The 16377-nt window shown below is 65.4% G+C and carries 16 protein-coding genes; 6 read left to right on the top strand and 10 right to left on the bottom strand.

Translation table 11 applies throughout. The features are described from left to right. Positions 1-138 precede the first annotated feature (138 nt). Entirely contained in the window at positions 139-999 is an 861-nt protein-coding gene (locus ASD76_RS01245) for a p-hydroxycinnamoyl CoA hydratase/lyase (protein ID WP_156457503.1), read from the bottom strand. 107 nt (positions 1000-1106) lie between these two features. On the opposite strand from ASD76_RS01245, the gene ASD76_RS01240 reads away from it, so the two are divergent. From ASD76_RS01240 to ASD76_RS01215, 6 genes are all read left to right on the top strand, one after another. Further along, positions 1107-1517, top strand: coding sequence for a MarR family winged helix-turn-helix transcriptional regulator (locus tag ASD76_RS01240; RefSeq protein WP_055917328.1), 411 nt, complete (start codon positions 1107-1109; stop codon positions 1515-1517). A gap of 47 nt (positions 1518-1564) precedes the next feature. Next, positions 1565-3523, top strand: coding sequence for an acetate--CoA ligase (acs, locus tag ASD76_RS01235; protein ID WP_055917327.1), 1959 nt, complete (start codon positions 1565-1567; stop codon positions 3521-3523). Between the two features lie 33 nt (positions 3524-3556). Continuing rightward, positions 3557-4570, top strand: a complete 1014-nt coding sequence (locus tag ASD76_RS01230; RefSeq protein ID WP_156457502.1) for a hypothetical protein — start codon at positions 3557-3559, stop codon at positions 4568-4570. A gap of 24 nt (positions 4571-4594) precedes the next feature. Next, positions 4595-5494, top strand: a complete 900-nt coding sequence (locus tag ASD76_RS01225) for a hypothetical protein (RefSeq protein ID WP_055917319.1) — start codon at positions 4595-4597, stop codon at positions 5492-5494. 70 nt (positions 5495-5564) lie between these two features. Continuing rightward, positions 5565-5873, top strand: a complete 309-nt coding sequence (locus ASD76_RS01220) for a hypothetical protein (protein ID WP_082553547.1) — start codon at positions 5565-5567, stop codon at positions 5871-5873. 89 nt (positions 5874-5962) lie between these two features. Continuing rightward, the gene (locus tag ASD76_RS01215; protein ID WP_055922774.1) at positions 5963-6331 is read left to right on the top strand and encodes a response regulator; all 369 of its coding nucleotides are present in this window, start codon (positions 5963-5965) and stop codon (positions 6329-6331) included. A 57-nt stretch (positions 6332-6388) separates the two neighbouring features. Here ASD76_RS01215 and ASD76_RS01210 read toward each other — a convergent pair whose 3' ends face one another. The 9 genes from ASD76_RS01210 to ASD76_RS01170 all read right to left on the bottom strand — a co-directional run bounded on the left by ASD76_RS01210 (position 6389) and on the right by ASD76_RS01170 (position 16229). Beyond that, complete coding sequence (locus ASD76_RS01210) at positions 6389-6703, bottom strand: UrcA family protein (protein ID WP_055917314.1); 315 nt, start codon at positions 6701-6703, stop codon at positions 6389-6391. A 231-nt stretch (positions 6704-6934) separates the two neighbouring features. Beyond that, complete coding sequence (locus ASD76_RS01205; protein WP_055922771.1) at positions 6935-7726, bottom strand: hypothetical protein; 792 nt, start codon at positions 7724-7726, stop codon at positions 6935-6937. 6 nt (positions 7727-7732) lie between these two features. Then, on the bottom strand, positions 7733-8677 hold the full coding sequence (locus ASD76_RS01200; RefSeq protein WP_055917310.1) for an alpha/beta hydrolase: 945 nt from the start codon (positions 8675-8677) through the stop codon (positions 7733-7735). A 123-nt stretch (positions 8678-8800) separates the two neighbouring features. Further along, positions 8801-9913 carry a CaiB/BaiF CoA transferase family protein gene (locus ASD76_RS01195; protein ID WP_055917307.1) on the bottom strand — a complete coding sequence of 371 codons (1113 nt, stop codon included), beginning with the start codon at positions 9911-9913 and terminating at the stop codon, positions 8801-8803. Positions 9914-9919: 6 nt separating this feature from the next. Continuing rightward, a complete protein-coding gene (locus tag ASD76_RS01190; protein WP_055917305.1) occupies positions 9920-10372 on the bottom strand; it encodes a hypothetical protein in 453 nt (150 codons plus the stop codon). A 12-nt stretch (positions 10373-10384) separates the two neighbouring features. Next, entirely contained in the window at positions 10385-11410 is a 1026-nt protein-coding gene (locus ASD76_RS01185) for an amidohydrolase family protein (protein WP_055917302.1), read from the bottom strand. 75 nt (positions 11411-11485) lie between these two features. Next, the gene (locus ASD76_RS01180) at positions 11486-13309 is read right to left on the bottom strand and encodes an SLC13 family permease (RefSeq protein WP_055917300.1); all 1824 of its coding nucleotides are present in this window, start codon (positions 13307-13309) and stop codon (positions 11486-11488) included. A gap of 53 nt (positions 13310-13362) precedes the next feature. Continuing rightward, positions 13363-15252 carry a nuclear transport factor 2 family protein gene (locus tag ASD76_RS01175; RefSeq protein ID WP_055917299.1) on the bottom strand — a complete coding sequence of 630 codons (1890 nt, stop codon included), beginning with the start codon at positions 15250-15252 and terminating at the stop codon, positions 13363-13365. Beyond that, entirely contained in the window at positions 15249-16229 is a 981-nt protein-coding gene (locus ASD76_RS01170; RefSeq protein ID WP_055917295.1) for an ABC transporter substrate-binding protein, read from the bottom strand. Before ASD76_RS01170 ends, ASD76_RS01175 begins: the two co-directional genes overlap by 4 nt. Positions 16230-16377 lie beyond the last annotated feature (148 nt).

The following is a 16377-nucleotide window of genomic DNA, read 5'->3' as shown; positions in this document are numbered from 1 at the left end:
AATCCCTCTCCGTTCGGGGCTGCCCTAGCGCCCACACCCTCTTTCGTCATCCCCGCGAACGCGGGGACCCAGTAAGCTCTGGAGAACTGCAACTGGGTTCCCGCTTTCGCGGGAATGACGAAGTAACTTCTAGTAGTTTTAGTCAGCCTGGACCTTGTTCTTGTCGAACGCGCCGAGGCCCGGCTTGAAGGTCTTGTCGTCAAGGAACTGCTTGGTGGCTTCCTTGCGGGTTTCCCAACCACCGAAGTCGTTGAGCGCTTCCTGCGCGCGGATCAGGTAGTCCTCGGCGTTGTCGTAAGTCATCTCGCGCACGCGGCGCACAGCCCACTTGGTGGCGCGCAGCGCGTGGCTGTCCTTCTTCTTGAGGACATCGGCGACTTGCTGGACGCGCTCGCGCAGCTTGTCGGCCGGGAGCGACTCATTGACCATGCCCTTCTCGGCGGCCTGCTTGCCGGTCAGGTTCTCGCCCATCATCGCGTGGTACATGGCGTCGCGGAAGCCCATCAGCTCGGCCGCGACCTTCGAGGCACCGCCGCCGGGCAGGATCGCCCAGTTGATTTCCGACAGGCCGAACTGCGCGTCGTCCGAGCAGAAAGCCAGGTCGCAAGCGAACAGCGGGCCGTACGCACCGCCGAAGCACCAGCCGTTGATCATGGCGACGGTCGGCTTCTCGTACCAACGCAGGCGTTCCCACCAGCTGTAGGCTTCGCGCTGCGAGCGGCGAGTGGCGTTGATGCCTTCGGCCTCGCTCATGCGGAAGTATTCGAGCAGATCCATGCCGGCCGACCAGGCCGAACCTTCGCCCGACAGTACCAGCACCTGCACGTCGTGACGGAACTCGAGCTCTTCGAGAACCTGCAGCATGCGGCGGTTGAGCTTGGGGCTCATGCAGTTCCGCTTGTCGGGGCGGTTGAAATAGACCCAGGCGACACCGTCGACGATATCGAAGCGAACGGTTTCCGATTCCGGACGCGGATCCGGCTGCGACGGCATGGCCATTTGAAAGTTCCTCTCAGATTGAACGTGGCGGGAATCCCGCCTGACTTCGTTATCAGTTATAGCAATCGTGGTTGCTATGGACAACAGCAATCATTACGGTCGTGCTTATGCGCGATCCGCTTCCTTCCTACCCCGGCTATGCGCTGCGCCGCGCCGCAAACGCGACGGCTGCGGAACTGGCAAGCCGGCTGAGCGAAGTGGGCCTGCGCCAATCGGACGTATCGGTACTGATTCTGGTCGCCGAGAACCCAGCCATCACCGCCAGCGCCATCGGCCGCGCGCTCGATATCCAGCGCGCGAACATGGTGCCGCTGCTCAAGCGAATCGAGGACGCCGGGCTGATCGCGCGGGAGCCGATCGACGGGAAGTCGCGGGGGCTCGACCTGACCGAGACTGGCCGCGAACGCCTGGCGGCGGGAAGGCGGATCGTGGAGGCGTTCGAGGCCGAACTGCTCGAACGCGTACCTCCTGAGCATCGCGCGCACCTGCTCCCTGCGCTGGAAGCCCTCTGGCGTTAGCGCGCGGGGTTCTCTAACCCTGTTTCCAGATAGAATGGGAGCAGGTGATGAGTGAAGCGGTCGTCCATCCGGTGCCGGAAGAATGGGCGAAGAACGCCCTGATCGACGCTGGCGCTTATGCGGACAAGTACCGCCAGTCCGTCGAGGATCCTGAAGGCTTCTGGCGCGAGGAAGCGCGGCGGATCGACTGGCTCAAGCCCTTCACCACAGTCAAGAATACCAGCTTCGACGAAGCCACTTTCGGCATTCGCTGGTTCGAGGACGGCACGCTCAACCTCACCGCGAATTGCCTCGACCGGCACCTCGCCACGCGGGGCGACCAGACCGCGATCATCTGGGAGCCCGACGATCCGGCTACTCCCGTCCGCACCCTTACCTACCGCGAACTGCACGAAGCCACCTGCCGCTTTGCCAACCTTCTGCGGGCCGAAGGTGTCCGCAAGGGCGACCGGGTGACGATCTACCTCCCCATGGTCCCCGAAGCAGCGGTTGCGATGCTGGCCTGTGCGCGGATCGGGGCGATCCATTCAATCGTCTTCGCCGGCTTCTCACCTGAAGCGCTCGGTAGCCGGATCGAGGACTGCGACAGCGACGTGGTCATTACCGCCGACGAGGGTCTGCGCGGCGGCAAGCGCGTTCCGCTCAAGGCCAATGTCGATGCGGCGCTCGAGCACCACGGCAAGGTCCGTCGGGTCATCATGCTGCGCCACACAGGTGCCGATGTGCCGATGGTCGAAGGGCGTGATCTCGACTGGGCCACCGCCGTTGCGGGCCAGTCCACTGAATGCCCCGCCGAGGAGATGGGCGCCGAGGACCCGCTGTTTATCCTCTACACCAGCGGCTCCACCGGAAAGCCCAAGGGCGTGCTGCACACCACCGGCGGCTACGCGGTGTGGGTCGGCATGACCCACGAGTACACCTTCGACTATCGCCCCCACCTTGACGGTAGCCCACAAGTCTACTGGTGCGCCGCCGACATCGGTTGGGTCACCGGCCACAGCTACGTGGTCTACGGCCCGCTGCTCAACGGCGCGATCTCGGTCATGTTCGAAGGCGTGCCGAACTACCCGGACTTTTCCCGCTTCTGGCAAGTGGTCGACAAGCACAAGGTCGAGATCTTTTACGCCGCCCCCACCGCCCTGCGCGCCTTGATGCGCGAGGGCGACGACTGGGTGAAGAAGACCAACCGCAGCACCCTGCGCCTGCTCGGCTCAGTCGGTGAGCCGATCAATCCCGAGGCCTGGGAGTGGTACTACAACGTCGTCGGCGGCGCGCGCTGCCCCATCGTCGACACCTGGTGGCAAACCGAGACCGGCGGCCACATGATCACCCCCCTCCCCGGCGCGACCGATCTCAAGCCGGGCAGCGCGAGCAAACCGATGTTCGGCGTCCAGCCCGCGATAGTCGACGGCGAGGGCAAGGAACTGCACGGCGCCTGCGAGGGCGCGCTGGTCATCAGCGACAGCTGGCCCGGCCAGATGCGCACCGTCTACGGCGACCATGCGCGCTTCTTCCAGACCTACTTCAGCACCTTCCCCGGCCACTACTTCACCGGCGACGGCTGCCGGAGGGACGAGGACGGCTACTACTGGATCACCGGCCGCATCGATGACGTGATCAACGTCTCCGGCCACCGTATGGGCACTGCCGAGATCGAGAGCGCCCTGGTCCTGCACGAGAGGGTCGCAGAGGCCGCCGTCGTCGGCATGCCGCACGACATCAAGGGCCAGGGCATCTACGCCTATGTCACCACGACCTCGGGCACCGAGGACAGCGAGGACTTGCGCAAGGAGCTGATCCAGTGGGTCCGCCGCGAGATCGGCCCGATCGCCACGCCTGACGTGCTCCAGTTCGCCCCGTCGCTACCCAAGACCCGCAGCGGCAAGATCATGCGCCGCATCCTCCGCAAGATCGCCGAGAACGACACCGGCAACCTCGGAGATACCTCGACACTCGCCGATCCGGGCGTGGTGGACGACTTGCTGGCGAACCGGCCGAAGACCTGATTAGATACGACAAAATAAACAGGGAGTGGGGTAATGAGGAATTCGATTCGCGCGGGGCTTGCCGCGCTGGCCATGACGTTTGCCGCCACTGCTTCGGCCCAGGCGCCGCAGCAACCACAGGCCTGCCAGCGCGCTTGCCTCGAAGGCTTCGTCAACCGCTACCTCAAGGCGATGGCCGACGGAAACGTTGACCCTGCCCTGTTCGCCCCGAACGTCCGCTTCACCGAGAACGGCATCCAGATGCCCTTCGGCAACGAGGGTCTGTGGGCGACGACGAGCGGTCTGGGGAAATACCAGTTCTACGTCCCTGACATCGAAACCCAGCAGGTCGCCTTCCTCGGCACGGTACTGGAACAGGCCCAGAGCTCAGCAACCGGCCCGCAGCGTGCGCCCGAGCTTGTCGGCATCGCGCTCCGGCTGAGGATCGTCGACGGCAAGATCACCGAAGTCGAACAGATCGCCGCCCGCCCTGAACGCCCGCTCGGCCCGACAGCCGCCGCCGCGAGCAGCAACCCCTTCCCGGCCACCGGCGAAGCGGTCGAGGCGATGGGCGCGCCGCACCCAAGCTTCCTGCAGGCCGTCCCTGAGAACAAGCGCCAGAGCCGGGCCGACCTGATCCGCGTCTCGAACTATTACTTCGACGCGATCCAGCGGAACACCGGCCAGGGCTACTACCCCTTCACCGACGACTGCCTGCGCCACGAGAACGGCATCATCACCGCCGGTCCTCCGGGAACCGTAGGTGTGGGCGGGCGCCAGCCGCAGGGTTGCAAGGAACAGTTGCAGAAGTCGCTGATCGGCGCCGTCACCGGCATCCGCGACCGCCGCTTCGTCGCGGTCGATCGCGAGCGCGGGATCGTGTTCGCCTTCGCCTTCTTCGATCACCGGCCGATCAACTGGACCTGGCAGCTGGGCGAACTGTTCAAGATCGACGGCGAGAACATCAGCCGGGTCGAAGCGATCTTCATCCGCGGGCCCTACGGCATCGACGCAGGCTGGAGCACTTACGAACAAGGCCGGTCCGAACAGATCCAGGACGTGCGCTGATTTAGGGATTGGGGGAGACCACAGATGCTAAAGAAACTCGCACTCGCCGCGCTCCTGTTCGGCGCGTCCACTCCGGCGCTGGCCCAGGGCGGACCGCCGCCGAGCCCCTGGGCTCCGCTACAGGACCGCCCGACTTGCACGCGTGACCAGCTCAAGGCCGCCACCGCCGCCTATGTGGAGGCCCAACGCACGGGCAATATCGCCGGCCTGCCGCTGCACGAGAAGGTCCGCTTCCTCGAGAACATGAGCGACGTCGAACGCGGCGCCGGGCTGTGGAACACCGCCCTTCCCATCGGCCATGCGATGAGCTTCCATGACGACAAGCGCTGCAAGACCTTTACCGAGATCATCGTCACCGAGGGTGCCCACCAGTACGTGATCGGCACCCGCCTCTACCTGCACGACGGCAAGGTGCTTCGGGTCGACAGCCTGGTGACTGACAAGGGCGACTGGCTGTTCAACGCCAATGCCTTCCTGAAGTACACCAAGCTCGAAGACTGGTCGGACCTGTTCAAGTACCAGAAGACGGCGCCGGCCGAGATGATCCGCGGCGCCAACGCTTACCTCGATGGCTTTGCCGACAAGTTCACCGACATCCCCTGGGGGACGCCCTGCGCTCGCCTTGAAGGCGGGGCCTACACCAACCGCGACGGCGACCCGCATGCCTCATGCGAAGTCGGGCTGCCGCCGGGCGTGCTCTACATCGTCAACCGGGACTACCTGATCGACGAGGAAAAGGGCGTCATCAATATCTACTGCCGCTTCGGCAACTCGACCAGCGGCATGCCCGACAGCCACACCTTCCGCTTCATCGACGGCAAGATCCGTGGCGCGCATACCCTGAGCGTGAACCTCGGCACGGCGCCCTCGCCGCAGGCCGACGACAACGGCGGGATCGTGGGAGGACCCCCCGGGATAAACTGAACGGCGCGTTGGGGATTCGGCAAGGATTGCACTTTAAGAGTGAGTCCCGGAGTCTTGGGGTGCCTGTTCAGTGATCGAAATCGAAGTCCAGAACGAAACCCATCAGAGCCAGGAACGCCTGCGCTTTGCAGCGGTCCCGCGCATTGGCGAAGGAATCCGCCTGCGCGAGCCCGATGGCTTCTGGGCGTCCTATGATGTGGTCGACTTGTGGTACCAGAAGGCCGAGTTCGGCGATGTCTGGATCCCTTACCTCCATGTTCGGCTGACCCCCGCCCCGGCGGCCGCGGAACCGGAGCCCGTCGAGGTCCCGGCTCAGGGTCAGGCACCGGCCAAGGCGCAGGTCTACGGGATCAAGGAGGTCTACTCATTCACGGGTTGATCAAACGCACCACGCCCCACGAGGGCGCACAGCCGGCTCCTGCCGAAGCGGTGCAGGCCGCCCCGATAGAGGCGCCAGCTGCCGCGCAAGTGCGGCGCTGCCTGATCGTCGACGATTCCCGCGTCATGCGCGCCGTCTCGCGCCGGGTGGTCGAGAGCCTCGGCTATGCCGTGGCGGAGGCCGAGAACGGCCAGGAAGCGCTCGCTCGTTGCGAAGCCGGCGGGATGCCCGACCTGATCCTGCTCGACTGGAACATGCCGATCATGTCCGGCATCGAATTCATCACCGCCCTGCGCGCTCAGCCCGATGGCGGCGGGCCCAAGGTAGTGTTCTGCACCACCGAGAACGACCCGACGATCGTCGGCCGCGGGATTGCCGCCGGCGCTGACGGTTTCGTCACCAAGCCGTTCGACAGCGAGACCCTCCAGGCCAGGCTACAGCGCCTCGGCGCCGCCTGACGCAAAACGGCCGCCGGTTTCCCGACGGCCGTCTGGGGGGCAATCTACAATTCGAAATTAGCCGAGTGATGCGAGGGCGGTGCCTTCGACAGCCGCGCCCTTGGCGGCGGCCTGTTCGACGGCGTTCTGCATCGCGGCTTCACGGCATTCGCTGAGGGCAGCACCGGCCTTCATGTCGCGCGGGTCGACGCGGCCACAGGCGGCCTTGGCGCCGATTTCCAGACGTTCGGCGAGGACCGCGGCTCCGGTGGGGGTAGCAATGTCGAGATCGCCGTGGTGCACGGTGACGTGGACTTCCTGCGCCGCGGCAGGGGCGACAGCGAGGAGGGAAAGCGAGGCGGCGGCAAGGGCCTTGAGGGCAATCGTGTTCATCTGAGTACGTCCTTCACTGGGGGGGCGCCTCGATCGGCGTGATGACTGGATAGGACCGCCTTGTCGCACCGGTATGCCGCGCGTGAACCAAATTGTCGGAAAGTGTCCGTCCCTCGGATTCAGGCGAATTCGGCTCAATCCCGCGGTGTGCCGACCGAAAAGGCGCCAAAACGCGCGCGCAATCCTGCGACATGTTCGCAGGGTCGTTACAGTTTGTGGCTGACGGGGCGCCTATTCCCGTCGCAGATCGTAATCGATCCGGATGCGCACCCACGAGCCGACGAGCACCTGCCCGCCTCGTCGCGGAGGACGAACCTTGAATTGCCAGGCCGCTGCCAGGATCGCCCGGTTGATCATCGAGCCCTGCGGATACTCCTGCAGAGGGACGCAATCCTCGACGCGAAAGTCCGGCGCCGTGCGGCAGGCGATCAGACCCCAGCCCGGCCCGGTCGCCGTGGACAGATAACCACTCAACTCGCCGTCACGGGGCCGGCGATACCAACTTGCCGCATAGAGTGGCTGGCCATCCGGTGCGGTGCCCACCAGTTCGGAATCGCCCATCGCACCGGACGAGCCGCTGTTGGGAGGTCCGTAAGAGGGCTTGCTGGGATCGGGCTTTTGTATCGGCCGCGGCCCCATGGGCGGAGGTGGAACCGTCGGCTGCGGGCGCGGAAGCGGCATGACGGTTGGGACCACCGGCGCCGGTGGCGCGATTACGGGCCGTTCCACGACGGCTTCGGTCGGGCGGGAGTCGGGCTCTTCCTGCGGCTTGCTTTTGTCGGACTCGGGCGTCTCGTCCTGCGACTCCGAGTAGTCGCTGGCCTTGAACTGGACTTCGACGACCTTGGGTTTCTTCGGCTGGTTGATCGACCAGCCAAGCGACAGCAGCAGGAGCAGAAGCACCGCCTCGAGCGCCAACGCCACCGCCATCCCGGTGGCGCGCGGACCTAGGTCTCGGCGAAACCGCTCAGGAAGGAAATCGGCCAGCGCGAGCGCCGGCCGTTCTGGGGAAGTCTGATCCAACAACGATTACCTAAACAGTCGTTCGAGCCCGCGCCGCAAATCCATCGCCGCCTGTCCGGCCAGTCCTGTTCCCGGGACCATTTCAAACGCATGAATGGCGCCCGGATAGACGTGCAATTCCGTCTGCACCCCGCAATCGATCAAGCGGCGTGCATAGTCGAGGTCCTCGTCGAGGAACAGGTCCAGCGCGCCGGTACCGATGTAGGCGGGCGCGAGGCCGGACAGGTCTTCGGCCAGCGCGGGCGAGAACCAACCCTTGTGGGTGTCGGCAGGCTGGTAGTCGCCGCGCAGGGCTTCCCAGCCGAAGCGGTTCTTCTCGCGCGTCCAGATGAACTCGCCGGTGTGGCGATTGCTGTAGCGGTCGTCCGGTCCGCCCGTGCGCCAGTCGAGCATCGGGTAGATGAGCACTTGTCCCGCCAGTTTCGGACCGCCCCTGTCGCGGGTCATCAGCGCGAGGCTTGCGGCAAGTCCGCCGCCCGCGCTTTCGCCCATGACCACGATGCGCTTCGGGTCCACACCGAGGGAGGCGGCGTTATCGGCCAGCCACAGCAGCGCGGCGTAGTTGTCTTCCTGCGGACCGGGGAACGGCGTCTCCGGTGCGAGGCGGTAGTCGACCGAGACCACTACGCAGTCGTGCTCCAGCGCCAGCGCGGGCTTGTCGGCAACGGCGCGGTCGGCCGTGCCGACGACCATGCCGCCCCCGTGGATGTGCAGGATCGTCGCGCGGCCCTGTGCTTGCGACGGTGGGTTCATCACCACCAGGCGCACGTCCGGGCCGCCGGAGACGGGCGCGTAGGCCTCGCTGACCGGGAACGGAGGCGGGGGCACTTCCGCGCCGGTGAACATCGGGTTGGCGCGGATTTCCGGCAGTGCCTCTGCCGTTAGGTCGAGCGACGGCAGTTCGAGAAGCGGCCCAATCTCGGGGTCCACCAGGTGGCGCGATATGCTCATTCCCATTCTTCCAATCAAATCACCCTCGTCATCCCCGCGAACGCGGGGACCCAGTCGGCTCTTTCCCAGATGCGACTAGGTTCCCGCGTTCGCGGGAATGACGAAGAATTGCGGAGACGCTTTTCATGGCTCACTCTCGCCAAGCCTGGGGGATGCTTTGCCCAAAGTCAGTTCCGCATCCGAGAAACGGATGGGCGTGCGTAAACCTTTGAGGCCCTCGCCAAGGTCGAGCACCATGCCCCGCGCCGCGATCTGCGGATCGGCCAAAGCCTCGGCCACGGTGTTGATCGGGCCCGCCGGGATGCCCTGTTCCTCGAGATCGGCGAGCAAGGCGTCACGCTCCCAGTCGCGGGTCTGGGCGGAGATCGCCTGCGAGAGCGCATGCCGGTCACGCACCCGCCCCGCGTTGGTCGCCCACTGTTCGCGCTCGGGCAGGTCGAGCAAGTCCGACAAGCGCCGGAACTGCCCGTCGTTGCCGACCGCGATGATGATCCACCCGTCGGCTACCGGGAAGGCTTCGTAAGGCGAGATATTGGGATGCGCGTTGCCCAGCCGCTTCGGCACCGCACCTGAGACAAGGTAGTTCATCGCCTGATTGGCGAGCGTCCCGGTCATCACATCCATCAACGCCATGTCGATCTGCTGCCCGCGCCCGGTGCTCTCCCGCTGATGAAGCGCGGCCTGGATCGCGATCACGGCATAGAGCCCGGTGAGGATGTCGGCATAGGCCACGCCGATCTTCTGCGGTGCGCCTTGCGGATCGCCGGTGAGGTCCATGATACCGCTCATGCCCTGGACGATGAAGTCGTACCCGGCGCGGGAGGCGTAGGGTCCGTCCTGCCCGAAACCAGTGATCGAACAGTACACGAGGCGCGGGTTCACTTCCCGCAGGCTTTCGTAGTCGAGCCCGTACTTGGCCAGCCCGCCAAGCTTGAAGTTCTCGATCAACACGTCCGCGTCGCGCACGAGGTCGAGGACCTTGGCGCGCCCCTCCTCGGTGCCGAAGTCCGCCACCACCGACCGTTTTCCTCGGTTGGTGGCGTGGAAGTAGGCCGCGTCCTTGGTGCCGTCCGCGTGCTCGACGAAGGGCGGACCCCAGCGGCGAGTGTCGTCACCTTCGGGGCTTTCGACTTTCACCACCTCGGCGCCGAGATCGGCCAGCACCTGCCCCGCCCAGGGACCGGCGAGGATGCGCGCCAGCTCGACGACTTTGATCCCGGCGAGTGGCGCGGTCATCTCAGATCAGGCTGCGAGCGCGAAGACAGCGGGGCCATCGTCGTCATTGGCGGACGGCAGCATACGTTTCACCGGGCGGCTGCGCCGACGGCGAGCGGCCACCAGGCGCCTCGCCGCTTTCCCATTGCCCAGGCGCAACCGAACGTAGCGAACCACGTTGCGCGCAACGGCAGCGGCGGCAAGCGCATAGGCCACCAGGACCGCATCGTAGTAGATCGCCAGTTGCATCGCGTAGGCGGCCACCACCTCGGGTCCGAGAAGGATGATCACCTCGCCTCCTCCGATCATCAGAGCCGACATGATGACCAGGTAGAACAGCTTATGCCGTTCGAAGTCTGCCAGGTGTTCGAGCGGCTTGTTGACCAGGTGCTTGTTCAGCACAGACCCAACCCATGAATCGGGTGCGAAGCGCATCACCAGCATCAGCGCCACGCACAGGCCATAGAGCCCATAAACCATCGCCAGAGTTCCTTACGCCGGGTCGATGTGGAAGATGCGTTCGGCGTTGCCGTGGCACAAGGCGTGGCGTTCTTCTTCGGTGCATTCGAACGCCTCGATGAAGTCGACCGCCGGCTTCATCGGCTGGTACGGATAGTCGATTGCCCACATCACGTTCTGCACCCCGAGCTTGTCGATCGCATAGCGCAGCGCCAGCGGGTCCTCGACGCCGCTGGTGGTGATGACGAAGTTGTCCTGGAAGTACTCGGCCATCGAGCGGCCGGTTTTCTTCGCCCGGCCCACGACTTGCGCGCGGCTGTTCATGAAGTTGATGCGCCAGAGCCAGAACGGCACCGCTTCGCCCATGTGACCGATGCAGATCTTGAGCTTGGGGAAGTGGTCGAACACCCCGCCCGCCATCATCCGCACCGCATGAGTGCCGACTTCCACGCCGTAGCCCCACATGGCGCTGTCCATGCCGTAGTCCTGCAGCGGACCCTTGAGCGTGTCGCTGGCCGCGCGGGGGTGGATGTAGATGCACCGGTCGAGCGCCTCGGCCGCCTCGAGGATCGGCCAGAACTTCGGATCGTCGAGGTATTCGCCGTTGGTGTGGCTGTTGATCATGAAGCCGTTGAGGCCGAGCTCATTGATCGCCCGCTCCATCTCCTTGGCCGCGCGCTTCGGGCTATGCGGCGCGAAGCTGGCGAGGCCGGCGAAGCGGGTCGGGTACTTGCGGCAGATTTCGGCCAGGCGGTCGTTGGCGAGCGAGGCCAGTTCCATCGCCGTATCGGCGTCGAACATCTGCACGCCCGGCGCCGTCAGCGCGAGCAGGTGCATGTCGACCCCGAACTCGTCCATCTGCGACAGGCGGTGCTCTTCGATGTCCTTGAGGCCGGTGAGGAAGTCGAGCTTGCCGTAGCCGGAGGTGTCGGTCGGCGCGTCGTAGATGCCCTTTACCAGCAGCTTGTCGAGGCTCTGGGTCGGGCTGTTGGCGGTCTTGCGCAGTTCCTCGGCGACTTCGGGAATCGACCAGGCTTCCTCGGTGGCAATCAGGCGCAATTCGGCTCTCCTCTTTTCGTGTTTGGCGGAAGGTATGGCGCAAAGCCGGGCCGGGGCAAAGGGGCCGGTTGCGCCTCAGAAGGGCAGGATGATGGGGACCAGCAGGACCGTCACCACCAGCACTATCAGGGTCAGCGGGATGCCGATCCGCACGAAGTCCCCGAAGCGATAGCCCCCGGGTCCGACCACCAACATGTTCACCGGCGAGGACACCGGGGTGATGAAGGCGGCCGATGCGGCGAGCGCTACGGTCATCGCCAGCGGATAAGGCGACACGTCGAGCGCCTTCGCCATAGCAATGGCCACAGGTGCCATCAGCACCGCGGTCGCTGTGTTCGAGATGAACAGTCCCAGCGTTGAGGTCACCACGAACAGCAGGATGAGCACCAGGCTGAGCGAGCCCGAACCGACAATCGACAGCATCCATTGGGAGACCAGCCCGGTCGCACCGACTTCCTCCAGTGCGATGGAGAACGGCAGCATGCCGACGATCAGGATCAAGGTCTTCCAGTGGATCGACTCATAAGCGGAATTCATGTCGATGCAGCGGGTCAGCCCGAACATCAGGCAGCCGATCAGGGCGGCCAGGACGTTGGGTACGATGTTGGTCGCGAGCAGGAACACGGTCAGCGCCAGGATCGCCACGGCGTAAGGCGCGCGCGAGGCCTGGGGCACCACGTCCTCGACCTCCACCGGGGTGTTGAGGACGATCAGATCGTCCGAATGAAACGGCAGGTGGTCGATCGCGCGCCATGGCCCGATGACGAGCAGAGTGTCGCCTGCGCGGAGGACCACATCCGCGACAAGTCCATCGAGCACTTCCCGCGCCCGGCGAATTCCGACCACCGAGAGATCGTGCTCAGTGCGGAAGCCGCTTGCGACGACGGTCTTTCCGACCAGCTCGGAATCGGGGGAAAGGAGCACTTCGGCCATGCCGATCTCCTGGCTGCGATCGCCGAAATAGGGCGCCGCCAGGGGAAGCCGGTGGAACTTGTAGAGACTCTCCAGCTCATCGAGGTCGAGATCGGGGCGGACCATGTCGATCATCACGACATCCCCCTCCTCCAGCTGGAACTGCGGGTAAGGCCGCAGCAGTTCGCGAGTGAAGACCTTGGTCCGCTCGATCGCGATGACATTGATCCCGGTGCTGCCGCGCAAATTGAATTCATTGAGTGCGCGGCCGATCAGCGGCGAGCCCGTTTCGACGTGGAAACGGTACTCGCGGTCTTCCAGCCCATAGCGTTCGACAAAGTCGCTGAGCGTGGGCCGCCCGGCAGACTCGGCCAGTTCGGTTTCACCACCCAGAAAGCGCCGCGCCCCGAGCATGTAGATGACCGCCAGCACGAGCAGCGGAATCCCGAACGGAGTGAAGTCGAAGAACCCGAAGCCGGGCAAGCCATGCCGCTGCAGCTCCGCGTGGATCACCAGGTTGGGCGCGGTCGCGACCAGGGTCATCATGCCGCTCAGCAAGGCGGCGATCGACAGCGGCATCATCAACCGGCCCGCCGGGATGCGGGCATTGCGCGCGATCCGCAGGACGATCGGGACGAAGATCGCGACCACGCCGGTGGAGCTCATGAACGCGCCGGCCCCGGCGACCACGACCATCAGCAGCGCGATCAGCTTAGATTCGCTGCTGCCGGAGCGCATGACCAGCCAGTCGCCCAGCGCCTTCGCCACCCCGGTCCGGACCAGCGCCTCCCCGACCACGAACAACGCGGCGATGAGGATGATGTTGGGATCGGCAAAACCGGCCAGCGCCTGGTCGACCGTGATGATCCCTGTAAGCGGCAGCGCCACGATCATCAGCAGCGCGACCGCGTCCATCCGCGGCCGCCCGATCGCAAACATGACAATGGCCGCGAAGAGCAGGGCCAGGACGATGTAGAGATCGGACATCTTACCCCCGTCTACAGCAGCCTGAACCTACAGGGGCGCCCGCCCCGTGCGAGTCATTTCTCCGCTCGCCGCCCGTCCGACCACGTGAGCCGCGTTTCAGGCTCGCGACCGCTGACCGGGTTGGCGAAGTGGAAGCCCATCGGAGCGATGCGGGGATAGGGCGCGAATGTCTCGCCGCGCAGCGGAGCATCCGGTCCGAAAGCTGCAAGTTGTTCAGCCGTCGGCGCAAAGCGCTTGCTCGCCTCGGGGTCGATGCCGGTCCAGCCGGTCGCGTAATCGGCCAGCCACACGTAGTCGAGATCCATCCCGTGGATCCGCCACACGCCGTCTTCCTTGACCACCTGGTTCTCATAGATCCCGCCGATCCACGATCCCGGCGCGGTGGAGGAGCTGTTGAACTGCATCAGCCGCGTGCGAATGAAGGCCCGGCTGCCGTCGCCGTAGACGCTGACGAAGGGCTGGGTCTTTTGGTGGATCGCCTGGAAGGCATTGTTCGGCCCGCCTTCGCCATAGCGCTGGATCAGGCTTTTCAGGACATGGTCCTTGCCGATGAAGGTGCCGATGTAGCTCAGCTCCTTCCACCCATCGCGGGCGAACAGGTCCGCGGTGTTCCGCCAGGCGAATTGGTCGATGTAGTAGCCGTAAGCGTTGGACACGTTCTCGGCGCCATCGAAGGCCTCGGCCATGTCGAGGGCATTGGCGGTAATCGAGACCTGCCCGCCTGGCTCCCGCGCCGGGAAGATCACGCCGGGTGGCAACTGCTGCATCACGAAGGCATGCCCTGGATAGGACAGGTCGACCGGCTGCGGCGGACCATCGGGCCACTGGCTCTCCCCGATCGGCAGGGCCGCCGGCAAGGGATGCGCCCAGCCGTCCTTGTAGTTCGCCCGCATCAGCGGACGGATGTGCAGCTGGGCGATCTTCCAATGGCCGCGTTCGTCGGCGCGGAGGAGGAAGGTGTCGATCGCCGCCGACCAGAACCCCTCGCCGCCGTGCTGGCCGGTCATGCCCAACTCCGTCACTCGGACGAGCGCGATCGAGCCATCATCGGAGATAGTGACCAGCGGCATGAGCAGCGGGCGGTCGTTGAGTTCTCCAGGATCGAGGCCGGACTCACCGAAGCGGGAGAGGAACTTCCGCACGCCTGCCGTGCCGTTGTAGACGCCCTGCCCCGCCACATCGATCTGGCTGTCGGCCGCGAACAGGTCGACCACGTCGTCGTACATCCCGCGGTCGAGATAATAGCCAAAGGCGTTGGCGAGGTTCTGCGCTGTGCCGTGGCGCAGCAACAGCGAAGACTCGCGCGCCAGCTCATCGCCTGCGCGCGGCTGCGCGGCCTCGCGGTCGGGCAGCACCACGCCCGCTTCGTCCGGGGTGTAGTGATAGGGCGCGCGCTCAAGCGTGGCGGCGTCATGGCGCCAGCCGGTGTCGTAGGGGCCGGCGAAGTTGAGGTAAGGCCGGATGAACGCGATCCGCCAGCCGTCGGGCGTCTTGTGATATTCGATGACGTCGGTGGTGCCGCGCCATTCGGCCGACTTGCCGGCCTCGCCCGTCATCGCGATCTGGTGCCAGCGACCCGTCGCGCGGTCGCCCATGGCGGAAAGCGTGATTACCGGGTTGATCCACACCCGCAGGTTGAGTTGCCCGGCGGGCATGCCGTCGGCACCGTGGCCCATCCGGTCGCGCAACCACTGCTCGACTGCCGCGCGGCCCTCGGCGTTTCCGCCGGGCACGACCATCTCGACGTAGTCGGTGCCGAGCTCGGCCATCCCCTTCCAGTCGCCGGCCATGGCCCGGTAGCCAAACTCCGCCTGGAGCCGCTTGATCTCGCGAATCGAGCGTAAGTCTTCGACCTTGGCGGTCTCCCGAGCGAGGGTGTCCTGCGCGTGGACCGTGGGGGCCAGAAGCAACGCGGCGAAGGCAAGAAGCAGGCGGCGGATCATTGGCCGCGCTCCAGGGTCAGGGCCTCTTGGTAGACGCTGGTGTCGATCAACTTCGCCAATTCCTCCCGCCCCCGCGCCGGTCGATTATCGCGCTGGGCGAGCCATTGCTCTTCCAGCACCAGCACATCGAGCAAGTCGGGCGGGAAGTTCGCGTTGAAGCGGTGGTGCTTCCAGCTGTCCTCGACATCGTCCTCCGAAAACCCGCCGGCCTCGACCACCAGCCGCTTGGCCTTGGCCGGATCGGCGTTCATCTCCGCCGTGGCATCGATGACCGCGCGCACGAAACGGACGATCTTCGCGCGCTTGGCCGGATCAGCGAGATTGGTCGCCGTGGAGTTGAGGTTGAACAGCTCGCGATAGACACCGTCGCCGTGGAACTCGACCAGGTCAGCACCCAGCGCCTGAGCGGAATTTTCGCTCTCCGGCTCCCAGATCACCACCGCATCGACTTCGCCCTTGCGCAAGGCCTCGGTCATGGCCGACAGCGGCGAGATCGGCACCGCTACGATATCGTCGAACGTGAGCCCCTCTTTCGCCAGCATGCGGTGGAGGAAATAGCCCGAACTGGTCTGCGCGATCGTGGCGACGCGCTTGCCCTTGAGGTCAGCGACGCTTTCGATCCCCGCCGAACGCCGCGCGACGATGCGATAAAGCCCTTCGCTGACGTTGAGGATGATGCGCAAGTCGGGGTGGCGCACCGAGTAGCGCAGCGCCTGGGTCTCGGCGTGAGTGGCGACATCGGCCACGCCTTCCTCGCCAAAGCCGGGCACGATCGGTTCGCCGACGAGGTTGGGGATGCCGCCCATCTTCACGGTCGCGACGTCGGGATAGAACGCATCCGCGGCGTAGAGGACGGGGGCGATCTCGAAGGTCTGCTTGTTGCCGTGGATGGCGATGGGGCCAGGGGAGCTTTGGGCCAAGGCGGGCGCCGCAAGGGCCAAAATGAGCCCGGCCAATAGCGCCAAGATCTGTCTCATCCCCACCCCTCCCGTTCGTCCTGAGTTGGTCGCAGGACGAACGGGAGGTGTAACGGCTCGTTCGTTGGGGGCAATGGCCATGCGGTGTGAAGGGCGCGCGGCATTGCCGGGCGCGCGAAGCGGCTCGTTCATGGATTTCTCCGTCGAT

Origin of the sequence: Altererythrobacter sp. Root672 (genome assembly GCF_001427865.1) — a bacterium.
Taxonomy (GTDB): Bacteria; Pseudomonadota; Alphaproteobacteria; order Sphingomonadales; family Sphingomonadaceae; genus Croceibacterium_A.
This window is presented reverse-complemented; position numbering and strand designations above follow the sequence as displayed.